18 protein-coding genes and 1 pseudogene are annotated in these 14,546 nt (G+C 66.5%); 14 read left to right on the top strand and 5 right to left on the bottom strand.

Translation table 11 applies throughout. The features are described from left to right. Nucleotides 1–6: 6 nt before the first annotated feature. The 3 genes from AB0B25_RS22740 to AB0B25_RS22730 all read right to left on the bottom strand — a co-directional run bounded on the left by AB0B25_RS22740 (nt 7) and on the right by AB0B25_RS22730 (nt 2,560). Nucleotides 7–1,872 (bottom strand): AAA family ATPase, encoded by a 1,866-nt coding sequence (locus AB0B25_RS22740; protein WP_357182836.1) that lies wholly within the window; start codon nt 1,870–1,872, stop codon nt 7–9. Between the two features lie 128 nt (nt 1,873–2,000). After that, entirely contained in the window at nt 2,001–2,312 is a 312-nt protein-coding gene (locus AB0B25_RS22735; protein ID WP_357182834.1) for a hypothetical protein, read from the bottom strand. Between the two features lie 2 nt (nt 2,313–2,314). Then, entirely contained in the window at nt 2,315–2,560 is a 246-nt protein-coding gene (locus AB0B25_RS22730; protein ID WP_357182831.1) for an excisionase family DNA-binding protein, read from the bottom strand. An 893-nt stretch (nt 2,561–3,453) separates the two neighbouring features. Between AB0B25_RS22730 and AB0B25_RS22725 the strand changes: the two genes are divergently transcribed. Further along, entirely contained in the window at nt 3,454–3,933 is a 480-nt protein-coding gene (locus tag AB0B25_RS22725) for a hypothetical protein (RefSeq protein ID WP_357182828.1), read from the top strand. Then, nucleotides 3,933–4,226: a flagellar hook-length control protein gene (locus AB0B25_RS22720; protein ID WP_357182825.1), complete on the top strand. Its 294-nt coding sequence runs from the start codon at nt 3,933–3,935 to the stop codon at nt 4,224–4,226. The genes AB0B25_RS22725 and AB0B25_RS22720 overlap by 1 nt, the downstream gene beginning before the upstream one ends. Nucleotides 4,227–4,396: 170 nt before the next feature. On the opposite strand, the gene AB0B25_RS22715 is transcribed toward AB0B25_RS22720, so the two are convergent. Next, nucleotides 4,397–4,639: a hypothetical protein gene (locus AB0B25_RS22715; RefSeq protein WP_357182822.1), complete on the bottom strand. Its 243-nt coding sequence runs from the start codon at nt 4,637–4,639 to the stop codon at nt 4,397–4,399. 109 nt (nt 4,640–4,748) lie between these two features. On the opposite strand from AB0B25_RS22715, the gene AB0B25_RS22710 reads away from it, so the two are divergent. From AB0B25_RS22710 to AB0B25_RS22690, 5 genes are all read left to right on the top strand, one after another. Beyond that, a complete protein-coding gene (locus tag AB0B25_RS22710) occupies nt 4,749–4,991 on the top strand; it encodes a hypothetical protein (RefSeq protein ID WP_357182819.1) in 243 nt (80 codons plus the stop codon). Continuing rightward, a complete protein-coding gene (locus AB0B25_RS22705; RefSeq protein WP_357182816.1) occupies nt 4,988–5,500 on the top strand; it encodes a hypothetical protein in 513 nt (170 codons plus the stop codon). Before AB0B25_RS22710 ends, AB0B25_RS22705 begins: the two co-directional genes overlap by 4 nt. A 238-nt stretch (nt 5,501–5,738) precedes the next feature. Further along, nucleotides 5,739–6,383, top strand: coding sequence for a M50 family metallopeptidase (locus AB0B25_RS22700; RefSeq protein WP_357182813.1), 645 nt, complete (start codon nt 5,739–5,741; stop codon nt 6,381–6,383). A 97-nt stretch (nt 6,384–6,480) separates the two neighbouring features. Continuing rightward, the gene (locus tag AB0B25_RS22695) at nt 6,481–8,025 is read left to right on the top strand and encodes a terminase family protein (RefSeq protein ID WP_357182810.1); all 1,545 of its coding nucleotides are present in this window, start codon (nt 6,481–6,483) and stop codon (nt 8,023–8,025) included. Beyond that, nucleotides 8,010–8,339, top strand: a complete 330-nt coding sequence (locus AB0B25_RS22690) for a hypothetical protein (RefSeq protein WP_357182808.1) — start codon at nt 8,010–8,012, stop codon at nt 8,337–8,339. The genes AB0B25_RS22695 and AB0B25_RS22690 overlap by 16 nt, the downstream gene beginning before the upstream one ends. A gap of 337 nt (nt 8,340–8,676) precedes the next feature. Here AB0B25_RS22690 and AB0B25_RS22685 read toward each other — a convergent pair whose 3' ends face one another. Then, nucleotides 8,677–8,961, bottom strand: coding sequence for a hypothetical protein (locus AB0B25_RS22685; protein ID WP_357182805.1), 285 nt, complete (start codon nt 8,959–8,961; stop codon nt 8,677–8,679). 134 nt (nt 8,962–9,095) lie between these two features. On the opposite strand from AB0B25_RS22685, the gene AB0B25_RS22680 reads away from it, so the two are divergent. The 7 genes and pseudogenes from AB0B25_RS22680 to AB0B25_RS22650 all read left to right on the top strand — a co-directional run. Further along, nucleotides 9,096–9,392 (top strand): hypothetical protein, encoded by a 297-nt coding sequence (locus AB0B25_RS22680; protein WP_011210409.1) that lies wholly within the window; start codon nt 9,096–9,098, stop codon nt 9,390–9,392. Beyond that, nucleotides 9,392–9,943 carry a DUF6879 family protein gene (locus tag AB0B25_RS22675; RefSeq protein ID WP_357182802.1) on the top strand — a complete coding sequence of 184 codons (552 nt, stop codon included), beginning with the start codon at nt 9,392–9,394 and terminating at the stop codon, nt 9,941–9,943. The genes AB0B25_RS22680 and AB0B25_RS22675 overlap by 1 nt, the downstream gene beginning before the upstream one ends. Continuing rightward, on the top strand, nt 9,940–10,779 hold the full coding sequence (locus tag AB0B25_RS22670) for a helix-turn-helix transcriptional regulator (RefSeq protein WP_357182799.1): 840 nt from the start codon (nt 9,940–9,942) through the stop codon (nt 10,777–10,779). Before AB0B25_RS22675 ends, AB0B25_RS22670 begins: the two co-directional genes overlap by 4 nt. Before the next feature lie 202 nt (nt 10,780–10,981). Then, nucleotides 10,982–12,832: a hypothetical protein gene (locus tag AB0B25_RS22665; protein WP_357182797.1), complete on the top strand. Its 1,851-nt coding sequence runs from the start codon at nt 10,982–10,984 to the stop codon at nt 12,830–12,832. A gap of 440 nt (nt 12,833–13,272) precedes the next feature. Next, nucleotides 13,273–13,668: a hypothetical protein gene (locus tag AB0B25_RS22660; RefSeq protein ID WP_357182794.1), complete on the top strand. Its 396-nt coding sequence runs from the start codon at nt 13,273–13,275 to the stop codon at nt 13,666–13,668. Nucleotides 13,669–14,028: 360 nt separating this feature from the next. After that, nucleotides 14,029–14,298 carry a hypothetical protein gene (locus AB0B25_RS22655; RefSeq protein WP_357182791.1) on the top strand — a complete coding sequence of 90 codons (270 nt, stop codon included), beginning with the start codon at nt 14,029–14,031 and terminating at the stop codon, nt 14,296–14,298. Between the two features lie 64 nt (nt 14,299–14,362). Further along, a pseudogene (locus AB0B25_RS22650) lies at nt 14,363–14,546 on the top strand (IS256 family transposase); the annotation flags it as partial.

The following is a 14,546-nucleotide window of genomic DNA, read 5'->3' as shown; positions in this document are numbered from 1 at the left end:
CGCAGGTCAGTCTTCGGCCTCGGGCTGAAAGGTGTCGTCCTCCTCCTCGATCTGCAAGGCCACGGCCAGCCGCTTCAGCTCCTTGTCGCCAGCGTCGGTCAGCTCGTAGTAGGCGACCGTGCCGTTTGGCTTCGTCACGTCCGCAACCCACGGATCGCCCTCGGCATCGGCGAGTTCGGTGAGCCGCGCGGTCACGTCTCCGTTGGTGAAGCCCTTCGGCAGAAGACCCCTCGCGGTCAGTAACTCCCTGGTCGCCATCAGCGGCTTCACGCGCTCCCTGGAGAACTTGCCGATGCGGCTCACGGGCGACGCGACGGTGGACACCCCGAGCGCCCACAGCACGCCGTAGGTCTGGAACGCCCGGATCAGGTCGGCGGTGTTCAGCACGCTTCCGTCGGCGGAGGCGAACGGATCGCCCGAGGTGCGAACCACGAGCGTGAACCGGTTCTCATCGTCGGGGATGACTCCGCCGCGCAGCTCCGGCGGAATCTCCACGAGCTCGAACGGGAAGTACTTCGCGTCGTCCTTGGCCGAGTTCTTCTGCCTGTTCTCGACCACCTTGATGCACCTCTTCCCGTTCTTCTCCACGTCGGTGACGAGCAACGTCGTGGTGAGCCCGGCCTCCATCGACTTCCCGCCGCGCCCGGTCTTGCCGTCGGAGGTGTGATGCACCAGCGCCACGGCCGGGCCGAGCTTCCGAAGCCGATCGGCGGCATCCAGGATCTTGTGGGTGTCGTCGTTGCTGTTCTCCACCAGCCCCTCCGCGCACCGGTGCTGGGTGTCGAACACGACCAACGCCGTGCCGTTCGCCTTCACCATCTCGGCCAGTGCGTCCATGTCGGCGGGATCGGCGAATTGGACCGGGCGGGTGATCGTCGGCATCCGGTCGGACACCTCGTCCGGGTCCGCACCGTGAGCCGCACACCACCCCGTGGCACGGCGCGTGAACTGGTAGATCGAATCGTCGGCCGCGATGTAGATGACGTGCTCCCCGTTCACCGCCAGCGAGCACGCCCACGCGAGCACGAGGAAGGTCTTGCCCTGGTTCGGCTCCGCGATCACCTGCACCAGCGACCCGGTTTCGATGAGCCCCGGAATCAACATCTCCGGCGCGCGCAGAGAGGCGAAGTCCCTGCGGCGGTTGAAGACAGCCTCGGCCAGCGGGACGTAGCCCTCAGCCCGCAGCTTGGCGAGACGCCGTTCCTCGGCCACCCGCTCGCGCCGGGCCTCAGCGGCGTGGAGAAGCTGCTCCTTGGCGTAGTCGCGGGCTTCCGCATTCACCACCACGCTCGTGATCGGGGCCAGCGCCGCGATATCGGCGGCGGTCGCGCCGAAGGCGATCAGGCGCTCGGCGGCGAGGCCAGTAGGCAGCGGGGTCCGGTTCGCCTCGGCCTGGTCACATTCGGCGATCCACTCGCGGGTGGCAGCGGCGATCCAGGCAGTATCGCCGAAGCGTCGGGCAGCCTCCACGAGCGAGTACACGGCGGTCTTCCCGGTGCCGGAGCCGTTCGCCTTCGCCGCACGGGCGGCCTCCACGACGGCGTGCGGGTCGCTGCGGCCACGCCCCACAGCAGCAGCGGCAATCTCGGCCCTGGTCGGTGCGTAGTCCGGTGCAAGCTGCGCCAGCGCCGCGAGCGGCACAGCCTCGGCCTCATCGAAGGTCTCGCCGGGTACGAGACCGTTGGTCGCGCAGAACTCCTCGTAGAGGGCGTAGCCGTCCGCGCCCAGGTAGCGACTCAGCCGCGCGCCGGACTCGATCACCGGATCGTCCTTGCCGGCCGACTCGCGCGCCTTGCTGCCCGCGTGTGCGGCGTCCAGGCCGTGTACGACCTCGGCGACCTCGCCGGATGCCTCGCCCTTGGTACTATTCACAGTGTTCGCCTTTCTGTTCGGATGGGTTGGGATGCCCGCCCCTACTACGCGCTGAGGCCCAAGGACGCGCGAGGGGTGGGCACTTCCCGTTTCTGGAGTCAATCCCGCTGTGCCGGTGCGGATTCAGATCAGTTGCGGCGACGCCGACGGCGGTTGCTGTGCGCACGCAGCACCGGGCACGGATCGGCGTGGTAGATGCGCAGATGGAACAGCCGGGCGTTTCCCGCGTCCGGCACCACTTCGCCCTCGGCGTCGCAGTGTTCGCACTGACCAGGCAGCCTGTGGCCGACCATCGCCGCCAGACCGGCGGCGGCCTGATGTCCCGCCGACGCGGCACCGTGGCCGGTAGTCTCGGAGTTGGCCCGCAAGCCATTCTTTTCGGTCGGTTCAGTGGCCCCGGTTTCCTCCTCGGTACCGGGGCCGCTCCACGTCTCGGGCATGATCACGCCTCCGCTACCGCGTCGGCGGGCACGTCGTCCAGGCACAGCTGCGCCCGAACCCACGCCGAGGGCACGCGGACGCGGCGGCCGACGCGGAAGGACGGGACTTCGCCCGAGCGGATGGCTTCGTAGATGGTCGTCTTGCCGACACCGAGCACGCGCCCGGCGTCGATGACGGACAGCGTGGGAGCCGAAAGAGCTTCCCGGTCGGACTCGCAGAGGAAAGACAACGACGGCGTAGACGCCATGACACACGCTCCAGAAGTGCTGGATGGTTCCCTCGCAGGCGTGAGCGTGTGCCGGAGGCGGGAGCGTGTGCGGGAGGCCGCTACGTCAGAGGTAGCAGCCGGAGGGGGTCGAAGATATCGACCGCCGTCAACCATACCGCCAATCCGGTACACGCCAAGTCACGCCGGGCCTGCGGGCGCGGCGGCATGACTCGCCGGGATAAGCGTCGCCACGGCGACGATATCGAGTTGGCCGAGGTGCGTTCTCAACTCTGAATGCGGCGCACAGCCTCAAAAGTTGGCCTCTACCTGGGCAGATGATCCGGCTCGGCGGAATTCAGAGTTGGAGTTGCAAACTCTGAATCAGACCTCTCAACTCGAACTCGCACCGCCCCGACCGAGTGCATAAATGCCCATCTACCTGCGCAAACGCCAATATCGAGTTGGGGCGGGCAACTCGATATTGCACCCGTCCGAAGGCTGTCGACGATGTCGTGAAAGTTGTTGTATACCAATGGATTACGACACTTATGCGGGGGATTCAGAGTTGACTCTTCCCTTAAGGACTTCCCTAGTCGGGGGTCGGCCTCCGGCACTCCCCACCCGCCGTTTCTAGGGCCGGATGAGGTGAGAGAGAAGCAAGCAACCTCAACTCTGATTTCCTACTGACACCGACATGTAGAGCTGTGCGACACCGGAGGGCAGAGGGCGGCACAGCTCCGCCTCGGTGACCCCGGCCGGGGATTGAGTGCTGTGTCTACGCCCACCGCCCCCGACGCGCGCACCTCAAACCACCACGGCCACAACAGAACACCCGCAACAGCGGGCATTCTCATTTGCACCCCGACGTGGCTTAATGACGGAATATTCCGGCATGAGTACCCGCCCACCGGTCAAAGTCAGGAGGACCACCGATGACGAACCAGGACAGGGCCGCGACCCTGGAGCGGATCGGACAGGCCGTTGAGCTGCGCGCCGCCGGTGCTACGTGGCAGAACGTCGCCGCCCGACTCGGGTACGCCTCGGCCAACGCCGCTGAAGCCTCGGTGCGGAAGTACCTGTGCCGTATGAGCGACGGCAAGGACCTCGGGGAGACGCTGATGATGGAGGAGCTGAAACTCCAGCAGCGCGAGCGCTACATCATGTCGGCTGCGATGAAGCTGCCCGTCGGCGATATCGCCAGCCGCAACATCGTGGATCAGGCGCGCGACCGCATCGCCCAGCATCGCGCCCGGCTCCACGGTCTGTACGCGCCCGTCCGCCAGCACGTCGATGTGCAGGTGAGCCAGACGCCCGGCGCGGTCGTCGCCGACGCTCGGGAGAAGTTGATGCAGATGGCCGCCACGACCGACCAGGCCGCCCTGGAAACCGCCATCGACGCAGAGGTGATCTGATGACCGTGACCCGTACCCAGCTCGTGGACGAGGTGATGACCGTCGCCGGGGATATCGCCGACGGACGCCTTGATCCGGCCGCCCTGGAGCGCCGTGCCGCCGAGGCGTGCACCGACCTCATGACAACCACCTTCGACCCGCACGGGCCGATCCGGGAGGCTCAGGTCGCGGTCGCACGCGGTGTCCTCGCCGCCGGGTGGCTGACGGCCGATGAGGTGGCCGAATGGGCTGCTGTGCTGCGCCGCGCCGAGGCCACCGCCGACCCTGCCGACAGCGATTCCGACCGCCCGTAGGAACGCTGCCGGAACACTGGCTGTCCACGCCTCGGTCGCCAGGCCGTCCGCGGACCGGCAAGAAACACCGATTGAGCTGCGGTGACACCGCCATTCGCCGATCTTTCGACAAGCGCCGACCGCCGGTGTGGAAGACCGGTCCGGGCACCTCGCACCCGGACCGGCTCGGCTCACGCGGCCGGGGCAGCGGCGTGCAGCGGCAGCGCGACAAGGGTCGCGCCGTCGATCTTCACCGCGTGGACCTGACCGGCGTGCATGAGCGCGACGAGCACCCGGCCGCGCTGCCCGTCGTCGCGACCCGGCAACCCGGCGCGCAGCTCGGCCCAGCGGTGAACCTCGCCGTCGGCGAGCGCGTCCAAGATGGCCGCGCTGATCTTGGTGGTGTCGCTGATATGGGTGGTGTCGGTGGTCATGGTCGGGCCTCTCGGTTCGGGTCGGTGAGGCCGCCAATCGCCAAGCTAGAGACCGGCGGTGCACCGGACCCCCGGACCCCCTGCACCCCCGCTCGCTACCGTCGCCACCATGAGCACCACCTATGCCGACACTGACCCGCGTTCCCGTCCGCCAGAGGCATGGAACGGCCGTCTCGGCTGGCTGGTCAGCCAGGGCGAGACCGACGGTCCGCGCGTGGAAGAGTGCCGCCGGGCGCTGGCCTGGTGGGCTGCGCACCGGTTGTTCTCGGGCGAGATCGACCGGGGAGCGATGACCGTGGAACTCGCCGAGCACATGCTCGACATGCTGAGGACGCGAGGGGCTGCGTCGTGAGGCTCTACACCCGGCCGCGCCGGGCGGTGTCCGAGCCAGCCGCCGACCCCGTGCCGCCTGAGCTGTCCGGCGCGGCCGAACTGCTCGCCGAGCTGGCCGCCTTCGCGGACCGGGCGGCATCCTCGCCGATGCCCGGAACGGCGGCCGTGGCGGCAGACCTCGCCGAGGATCTCCGCGTTCCCCTACGCGATATGACCGACCTCGCGCAGGTGGCCCGTCCCCGGCCCGTCGTGTTCGACGCCTCGGCGGTCGCGGCTCGCACCTGGGCCGAACCCCTGACGGCCGCCGTCTCGGCGACGAGCAAGGCGCTGAGCCGCACCCCGGCGCGGATGCCGAGGTTCGAGTTCGAGGCCCGCCGGTTCGACGCCGGGCGGCATATCGGCCTGTGCCGGACCGCGATCCGCTCGGCCAGCAAGAGACTGGACACTCTCGCGGCCAACGCCGCCGCTCGGGAACGGTTGGCCGCGAAGGGTATCCGCCTCACCACCGACAAGGCCGTGAGGCGCTGATCATGGCCGCCACCTGTACCGGCTGCGGGATGCTCACCTCCAACCCGGACGCCGGGGCGGACTGGCGATGCCTGGCGTGCTGTCCAACCTGCACCTTGTGCGGTGCCCCGGCGTCCCCCGCCTGCGTGACCCGCTGCCCGGCGCACACCAACACCCACGGCCGGGCCGCCCGCAACCGACGCACCGGGATGCGCAAACGCCGCAAGCGCGCCCGAGACCTGGCGCAGACCGCACCACCATGAACCTGACCGAAGTCGGGCGTCCTCCTTTCCGCCCGCCGATGGTGTCGGTCTCCGGTGAACTGGCTACGGGCCGACCGGCGACCGGCACCGCCGAACTCCAACCCACGAGCCCGAGAGGCTGCGAACCGATGAAGCTGACCGACGCCGAGCGCGAGCGGATCGCCGTCGCATTCCATGAGGCCGGGCACGCCATCGCGGCGGTACTGGCCGGAGGCCGGGTCACCGAGGTGACATTGTCCTCGGGTCCAGATGCGCACGGGCAGTGCCAGACTGCGGACCTCCCCACCAGTGCCGAAGCGCTGGTCGCGGTCGCCGGACCGTGGGCGGCTGCCCGGTGGACAACCGGGGCGGTGCCGAGCTGGCGCGATGTCCGCGACGAACTTGCGGCGCAACCCGACGACTTCGCGGTAGTTGCGGCTGCGTCACCGGATGACGACCCCTACCGGGTCGGCCGCTGGCTCGAAACCGTCTGGCCTGCTGTCCGTGAACTCTCGGCGACGCTCTACCGCGACGGGCGGATCGGACACCGGCAGATCACCGAGGCGCTCGGGCTGCCGCTGTGGGGCGTCGAGACCTCCGCCGTCGCCGCGAGCATCAAGTCCGGGTGCTGGTCGCCGCCCGTGAAAATTGGTGTGTCTTGACCCGTGCATCGCACCCCCTTTTTCCGCTGGTCAGCGCATTCCACAATGCCCGCCGAACGTGGTGTCCAAAGCTGAAAAATATTCGGGAGGAAGCGAAATGGCTGTGTCTTCGGCTGAGCTGGCGCTGACGGTGGGAGCCGCCGAGGCACTGCGCCGCGCCCACGGCGCGACCCGCCCCGCAACCCCGGCCGCCCTCGCCGCGCGGCTCATCCCCTGCTACAACGTCACCCCGGCCATCCGGATGATCTCGGATGTTCTGGCCGACGCCATCACCCAACCGGGGCGGCGGATCATCATCACGACCCCGCCGCGCACAGGCAAGAGCGTTCTGATCAGCCAGATCGGTGTCGTGTTCGCGTTGATGGACAACCCCGACGCGAAGGTGATCCTCGCCAGCTATGCGGACTCGCTCGCCGAGGAGCATTCCCGCGAAGCGCGGCGGATGATCACCGAGAACGCGAACCTCCTCGGGTTCACCCTCGCCGCCGACAAGCAGGCAGTGGGACGTTGGCGCGTCGCCGGGCACGCGGGCGGCTTGCTCGCTACCGGCATCATGAGCGGCGTCACCGGCCACGGTTCGTCGCTGCTGCTGATAGACGACCCGATCAAGAACCGGACCGAGGCCGACTCGCCCGCCTTCAAACAACGGCTGCTCAACGAATATCGCTCGACCCTGGCGACTCGACTGCACCCTGGCGCGTCGGTGGTGCTCGTGATGACCAGGTGGGCACCGGATGACCTCGCAGGCGTCCTGCTCGCCGAGGAGCCGGACAAGTGGCAGGTGGTCAACATTCCGGCCGTCGCCGAGACCGGCATCCCCGATGCGCTCGACCGCACCCCCGGCGCGGCGATGGTCTCCGCGCTCGGGCGTACCGCTGAGGAGTTCGCCGAGCTGCGGTCGATGGTCGGCGAGCGGGCCTGGTTCTCGATGTTCCAAGGTGTACCCGCCCCACCCGACGGCGGCCTGATCCATCAGGAATGGTTCGACCGCTGGCGATTGCCGGCCGAACCCGAGCGCCCGATGCGGACCGTTGTCGCGGTCGATCCGGCCGATTCCGGCCACGGGGATGCTGCGGGAATCATCGCCGCGAGCCTGACCGGTGACGGCGTGGTGGTCATCCACCGCGACATCTCCAAGCCGATGACCTCCGAGCAGTGGGCGAAGGCTGCGGTGGAAATGGCGCTGGATGTCGGAGCGTCCAAAATCCTTGTCGAGGGATTCAGCGCGGCGACGACGTATCGGGCTGTGGTGCGGGATGCGCTGCGCCGCTCCACAACTGACCGGCCGATCCAGGTCACGAGCTGGCCGCCGAAGGGTGCGGGCCGGACCGGGGATGCCCTTGCCCGCTCGGCCGGTCTGATCCAGGGGCTCGAAGTCGGCACCTGCCGGATCGCTGGGCAGTTGTTCGAGTTCGAGCGCGCCGCCACCCAATGGCACGCCGGACAGCACCAGCCCGACGCCCTGGCTGCGGCGGTGATCGCCTTCGACACCCTCAGCCGGTCTGTCGGCCAGCGGATGACCTTCGGCTCCCCGCTGGCGGCGGAGCGCCGCGCCGGTGCCGGAAAGGTGACGCCGATATCGCGCTCCCTCGCCCGGCGTCTGGAGTGGCCCGACGGAAGGACATCATGGGCGGCGAGGTGATCCCCTTCCGCCGTCGCCGCTGCCCGCGCGCCGTCGCGGTGGCGAATCAGGTGACGGCCGACCGTGCGGCGCTGCACGCCGAGCTGACGACTGGCGATGACGGACCGGGCTGCGACCGCCCCGGCTGCACCCGCTGCGGCGATCACCCGCTTACCTCCGCCGAGGCCGACGCCGCCCTTGAACACGTCAGCGACACCGACGCACAGCGTTACGCCGCTGGCGCGCTGCGCTTTACGAACTTCACCCTGTGCGATCAGTGCCTGGCGTGGGTGCCGGTCTTCGCTTACAAACCTGGTGCGACCGAGGGCACTTAGCGGGTTTCGCGCGGAGATTTGTCAGTGGTGTCCTCGCGCGGGCTCTTATCTGTCGTGTCCTCACGGGGGGACTTATCCGTGGTGTCCTCGCGAGGGGACTTATCGGTCGTGTCTTCGTAATCGCCTCCGCCGACCATGATCACTCCGTTCGTTCGGTGGATCGCCGTGGCCATTCGGTCACTCGTCAACGGTAAGTACGAACGGCCAATGCAGCGCGAAAGCACATCGAAATGTGATCTGAGCTGCGCAGAGCCCTGCGTCGGGCGATGTGGCCAACACACGGCCCACACGCACACCGCCACGGGCAACGCGACCACGACCACCCACCCGAGGACGATCACCGCGCCGCCCGGCGCGCTCCCCGGAGGCATAGCAGGCCGCGCCGCACCGCGACCAACAGGCGCTCATCCACCGGCGTCTGTTCCACGGCCGCGAGGGCGGCCACCACATCGGCGTGGAGTTCCACGTATTCGGCCATCGGGATCGGCCAGCCGTCCGCGCCGATCACCTCCCAGGTTCCATCGCTGTGCTGGAGGTAGCGCGCGCCGTCCATGTCGTCCCCTGTCGTCTCGCTGGTGGCTTGCACCGGCCGCCGGGGGCACAACACCCGACGGCCGGGCATAAACGAATCCTCGGCGGGCACCGCGCGGACCCGATACGACTTTGTGTGTTTTTGCGCGCAACCTTGTGAGCCAGTGGCGAGCACGGCGACCATTGCGGGGTACGTTCGCCTCAATCGCAAAGGACGGCCTCACCATGCACTCTCACCTCACACTGCGCCTGCTCGGCTCCGGCTCCAAGAGCGGCACCTGCCCAGCGGTGTACGCCGCCGAGACCGGCGAGCTGGTCGTACAGGGCGACATCACCGACAGAACCGGGACTGTGCTGGTGCCTCACGTCCTGCTCGATTGGCTGGAGCCGGGCATGACGCTGCCCGTGGAGGCCACCGACGCCCCCGGCAAGCTCCTGGTCAGCGGCGAGCAGGTCACCGCGCCCGAAGTCCTCGCACAGCTCCGTCTCGCCGACCATGAGACGGCCGTGGTGGTGCGCTGATGCTCCACGTCGTCGGTGACGAGGTATTCGAGCCGCTGTTCCGCGCGGCCCGCCGGTATGCCTTCCACCTGGAGGTGCAGGACACCTACGGCGTAGCCGATGAGGTCGAAGCGCTGCGGCGCTGGGAGGCCGGGGAGACCTACGAACCGGAGGAACAGCCCGCGTCGTGGAAGGCGTGGGATGAGCTGATGGCCTCCACGGCCGGGCGCGGCGTCTCGCTGGAGCGGCTGCGCGTGGTCACGGTCCCGCACTCGACCTACACCCGGTGGCTACTCAGCGAGACGGCCAACAACGTGGAGGTCGGGGAGGTGGTGCGGTGGCTGCCGCGCCACCTCGCCGACGTGGCCGAGGTGCCGGGCGATGACTTCTGGTTGTTCGATGACGAGACGGTGGCGTTCACGACGTTCGCCGAGACGGGAGAGTTCATGGGCCTGTCCATCACCGCCGATCCGGGAATCGTCGGCCTGTGCGTGCGAGCACGGGCGACGTTGTGGCCGAAGGGAATCGACCACGCCCGCTACGCCGACAGTGAGTACGCGCACGCGCCGTGAGAGCTGTCGATGACGCACGGGCCGCGCTCGGCGCACGCCTTCGGGAGCTGCGCCGAGCCGCCCATCTATCCGGCGTCGATCTCGCCGCTCGATGCGGCTGGCACTCCAGCAAGATCAGCCGCATCGAGCGCGGGAAGCAAGCGCCATCCGAAGCCGACCTCGCCGACTGGTGCGCGGCGTGCGACAGCATGGCCGTCCTGGATGACCTGGTGGCGAGCCTGCGCAACCTGCGCGCGATGTACCTGGAGTGGCAGCGCACCCTGGCCGCCGGGCACGCCCACCGACAGCGCCAGTCCATCAAGACCGAAGGCGAGACCCGCCTCATCCGCTGGTACGACCCGGACACCATGCCCGGCCTGTTGCAAACCGAGGGCTACGCCCGCGCGATCCTGCGCGTCTGCATCTCGATGATCGGCGGCCGTGACGACCTGGACGAGGCCGTAGCGATGCGGATGGCCCGCAAGGGCGTCCTGACGCGCGCCGGGCACCGCTTCCACATCCTGATCGGCGAGGCCGCGCTATATCCGACGGTCGGCGACAGCGCGGTGATGGTCGCGCAGCTCGAACACCTCCTCGGCGAGCTGGAGCGGCCCAACCTCCGGCTCGGCGTGATCCCGCTGGACACCGACTACCGCGCCCCGGCGACGAACTTCGTCATCTACGACCGCGCCCAGGTGCTCACCGAGACCGTCAGCGCTGAGCTGACCATCACCCGGCCGTCCGAGATCGCCCTGCACGAGAAGACCTTCACGGTGCTCGCCGAGCAAGCCGCCTACAACGAGGCCGCCCGAGCGCTCATCGTGCGAGCGCTGGAGCGGCGTACGGGTGCTGCATGAGTGAGCTGACACCTGATCCACAGCGGCGGCGCGTCTGGCACCTTGTATGGCGGCGACCTGTACCTCCCTGGGACGCCGAAGCAAGCAACCGGAACCAACGAGACTCGTTGCTGCCATCCATCCGACCTGTCCGGGCTACGGTATGCAAGTCGTCGATCCCTCTTCGGCGGGCACTCATCCGAGTCGTGGAGGCTGATCGCCGATGGGCAAGAAAAAGCGGAAGGGGCCGCGCCCACAAACTAAGCGCGCAAACCCTCGTGCGCGCGGCGGCGACGCCATGACCCTTGAGGCGGCACAGGAGTTGCTCGGCACCCCGATGTTCCCAATCGTTTCTGGCCATGCTGGTTTAGTGGCGATGGACCACCCGAAGCGCATCGAGTTTCTGCGTCGGTTCAACCTCGCCTCGGCGTTGCAGACCCTCGTCTCGATCCAGTCACAGCTCGATGTCGCAACCACAACTGACTGGACCGAAGGGGCAGTCGAGCGGCGGCTTCTGACCGAAGCAGACCCTAGTTGGGTCGCTCTGCTTGATGACAAGGTGGGCCGCACACATCGTCTTATCCCACCTCGCTCAATGACGCAGTTGATGCGCGAAGTGCTTGAACTCGGCGACACTGAACCCGACGCCGGTGACATCTCAGTTGCAGCGGTTCTCGAACTCATCATGTCGATCACGACAGAGCAACTTGCTGATGGCAGTCCGCTCGATGCGGATCCAAATCCGGACCCCGCAGAATTGCAGAAGCTTATGGCCGAAATCTCGGCATACACCCCAGAGCAGAGCATTCTTGCCAATCGAAGATTGGCTCTCAGCGAACTTGCCAACCTTCAGAGCAACGCCCCTGTGAAGCTGGAGATTATTCTCGCGTCGACCTTCGACCTATGGTTTCGCGCCTGGCCGGATCGAGTCACAGATACCCGTGTCGGCGACACCCCGTCATCCGCATTTGAACTTGCCAACGGTGTCGCCCTCCTCGACGTCATGGTCGTGGGCCAAATCGTCACCGAGCGTGTGCTGGCTGGCAACTACGATTGCACGAGGGAAGACCTTCTAGCCGAAGGCGCTGCCGCCGAAGCCGTAGAGTTTGTGTTCGAAAACATGAGCTACGACGCATCGGGATTCCGAACCCGTCTGGAAAAGGACCGCTCACGCGGGCCAGTTCTCGATCAGAGATACGTGTTTACCGAGCGCCCGTTCCTCGCGCGTGAGAATGGGCACCTATCCGCCCTTCGCTACCAGTGGATCATCGACCGATTCTTCGGGGCGCAGCTCTACTGGCAGACCTTCTTCGGATTCGGGCGACCAACAGCAGGTTCTACGGCAGAGTCGTTCAGTCAAGCCATGAACTACGCATTCGAACGGACTGTCGGTGATACTCTCGAACAGATCGCTTCCCGTAGCCAGAAGATCACCAGGGTGGTGACCGAGAGCGAGATGCAAGACGAATGGACCGAGCGTCGCGGTTCGCCGCCGTCGGTCTGCGATTTCCTGATGGTTGCCGGACGAGGGTGCTTTCTGCTGGACGCCACCAACCACCACCTCAGCGCCAACCTGGCACAGGGGCTGGCATCCGTCGAGGACTTCAATGAGGATGTCGAGACTGCCTTTGTTGCAAAGAAGTTCGAGCAGCTAGTCGCGACTGCAAAGAAGATTCGCGAGACCCGTCCATTCGGGATTGGCGCCAGCCCTGTCTTCTACCCATTCGTCGTCGTACCGGACAACGGGCTGTCGAGCATCACATCGGTACAGATCGACTGGCGAGAACGTGCCACCGAGCCTTTCAGAGATCTGCAAGGTAGTACACGCGCGCCTGTGCCGATCAGCGTCAGTGAACTAGCGCTGGTCGAGGGCATCGCCGAGTACTACTCACCTCGCCGTGACATCGCCGATTTCATCGGAGGGTGGCTGGGCCAGCCTCTGCCGCTCTCGCTGAGACAATTTGTCGACTCGATCAATTGTGCCGCACCGATCCCTACGCGGATGCTCCGCAACCAGAAGACTCTCACCGAAATGATCAGGGAGCGCCGAAACTCATCGCGCCAACGGCAGTGAGTCGCGGGCGCTTGTTGCACCGCACCTTCGTCCGATCCGGGCCATGTCAACGCAGGTCGCAGGTGCTATCGGCGTACCCGCCAGTGTTCCTACAGTGTTCCTAAACGGGGCGATACGGGCCGGACTGGGCGACACTACCCGGACATGAATAGGCCCCTGACCTGGGCAGAACGGACGGGGCGATACCCGCCGGACGGTTCGGCGCGCTTTTACACACCAGCGGTCGGGGGTTCGATCCCCTCTGCGCCCACAAGTCAGCCCATGTAGAGGGGCTGTTGTCCGGCCTTCGATTTGCCCCACACCGGTTTCGTGGGGCAGACGCATACAAGTCTGGGGGGTGGGTCCTTGTCCATCAGTCAACAACTCTGGCGCTCTCGGCGGCCTCGTTCGGGGCAGCCGACCCACCCCGCCGTGTCGATCTCCGCTGATACGGTGCGGCCGTGTACGAGAAGCTGAGGCACACCCTCGATGGCACTCTGGCCTACTTCTGTGTGAGCTACGACACGAAGGGCATCGACTCCAATTCGGTTCCTGGCTACGTCCATCTGACCGACAAAGGCGAACTGCTCCTGGATACGATGGACTCTTTGCCAGACATAGGGTTTGAAGAGTCGATACCCGAGGCCATTCCGGCCTGGACCACGACGACCGGGGCAATCTTCTTCGACTTCCGGCGTGTTCGGACAAACCAAATATGGGGTGGCAGCGCCGTCTCTACGTGCAGCTACCACGCTGGATTCGTTGCAGTCCATGTCGACGCTCATGACCTTCGTAGCACCGGCCCAACCCGGCTTGAAGCGCACTTCCCTGGCCTAACGCTCTGGTCCGGAATGTAAGGGATCCACATCGCTGACGAGACCGGAGATGACGGCCGCCTTCAATTCGTCACCGCGACCGTCAGGGTTCGGGAAGCCTGGACGGAGGACCGGGGCAACGGGCGGTCGCTCGTCCTCTCAACCCACTGGGATGTCTCCGGACCACGTGATCGTCAGACGTTCAACGCACCCATCAACCTCGCGTCTCTGTCCGATGCGCCGCTTGAGTGGCGTGAACATCTGTCGGTCCTGATCGCCGTTCAAGACGTCCTCAGTCTTGCGTACAAGGGTTTCGTAGTCGCCGATGGAGGGCTCGCCAACTTCGACCTGATCAAGCACGATCCTCACTCGACCACTCCCAAATGGTGGTCCCAGCGACTGATGATGGTGCCGAAGGCCGTCGAAACGCCGCCGTCCATGAACGAATACCCAACCTTCTTGCTCGCCGACATAGGCGGCCTCGCAGGCGTCAAGCGTTGGCTGGAATTACGCAACGTTCATAAGCGCGCAGCTGGCCCCATCGTGAACCGCTATCGCTTTGGATCGACTGCGGCCGAGTCTCAACTCCTCGATATCGCCTCAGCTATCGAGTACTGGACCGCAGCCAACCGACGGAACCATCCATGGGTGTCAATGCCGACCCAATCCTGAGCGGAACCTTTTTGCCGCGGGACTGTAAGAACAACGGTGTAACTCTGAACGGAGATGCACCACGATGACTGATGTGGTTGATCGCGAGACCGGTTCGGCCGGTGATGGTTTCAGTGACTCGCAGCTGCGTGCGCTGGTCGATCAAGCGCGGGTGGATGGCTTGCAGCTCACTGGTGAGGGTGGCTTGCTGGGCCGGTTGACCGAGCTGGTGGTCGAGTCCGCGTTGCAGGGCGAGATGGACGACCACC

This window comes from Nocardia sp. NPDC049190 (assembly GCF_040648115.1).
Classification (GTDB): domain Bacteria; phylum Actinomycetota; class Actinomycetes; order Mycobacteriales; family Mycobacteriaceae; genus Nocardia.
This window is presented reverse-complemented; position numbering and strand designations above follow the sequence as displayed.

Coding starts and splice junctions, on each gene's coding strand:
- AB0B25_RS22690 (WP_357182808.1), top strand. CDS start 8,010: ATGGGCGGCGAGGTGATCCCCTTCCGCCGTCGCCGCTGCCCGCGCGCC.
- AB0B25_RS22665 (WP_357182797.1), top strand. CDS start 10,982: ATGGGCAAGAAAAAGCGGAAGGGGCCGCGCCCACAAACTAAGCGCGCA.
- AB0B25_RS22655 (WP_357182791.1), top strand. CDS start 14,029: ATGATGGTGCCGAAGGCCGTCGAAACGCCGCCGTCCATGAACGAATAC.
- AB0B25_RS22675 (WP_357182802.1), top strand. CDS start 9,392: ATGCTCCACGTCGTCGGTGACGAGGTATTCGAGCCGCTGTTCCGCGCG.
- AB0B25_RS22735 (WP_357182834.1), bottom strand. CDS start 2,312: ATGCCCGAGACGTGGAGCGGCCCCGGTACCGAGGAGGAAACCGGGGCC.
- AB0B25_RS22700 (WP_357182813.1), top strand. CDS start 5,739: ATGAACCTGACCGAAGTCGGGCGTCCTCCTTTCCGCCCGCCGATGGTG.
- AB0B25_RS22715 (WP_357182822.1), bottom strand. CDS start 4,639: ATGACCACCGACACCACCCATATCAGCGACACCACCAAGATCAGCGCG.
- AB0B25_RS22720 (WP_357182825.1), top strand. CDS start 3,933: ATGACCGTGACCCGTACCCAGCTCGTGGACGAGGTGATGACCGTCGCC.
- AB0B25_RS22710 (WP_357182819.1), top strand. CDS start 4,749: ATGAGCACCACCTATGCCGACACTGACCCGCGTTCCCGTCCGCCAGAG.
- AB0B25_RS22730 (WP_357182831.1), bottom strand. CDS start 2,560: ATGGCGTCTACGCCGTCGTTGTCTTTCCTCTGCGAGTCCGACCGGGAA.
- AB0B25_RS22685 (WP_357182805.1), bottom strand. CDS start 8,961: ATGCCCGGCCGTCGGGTGTTGTGCCCCCGGCGGCCGGTGCAAGCCACC.
- AB0B25_RS22695 (WP_357182810.1), top strand. CDS start 6,481: ATGGCTGTGTCTTCGGCTGAGCTGGCGCTGACGGTGGGAGCCGCCGAG.
- AB0B25_RS22680 (WP_011210409.1), top strand. CDS start 9,096: ATGCACTCTCACCTCACACTGCGCCTGCTCGGCTCCGGCTCCAAGAGC.
- AB0B25_RS22725 (WP_357182828.1), top strand. CDS start 3,454: ATGACGAACCAGGACAGGGCCGCGACCCTGGAGCGGATCGGACAGGCC.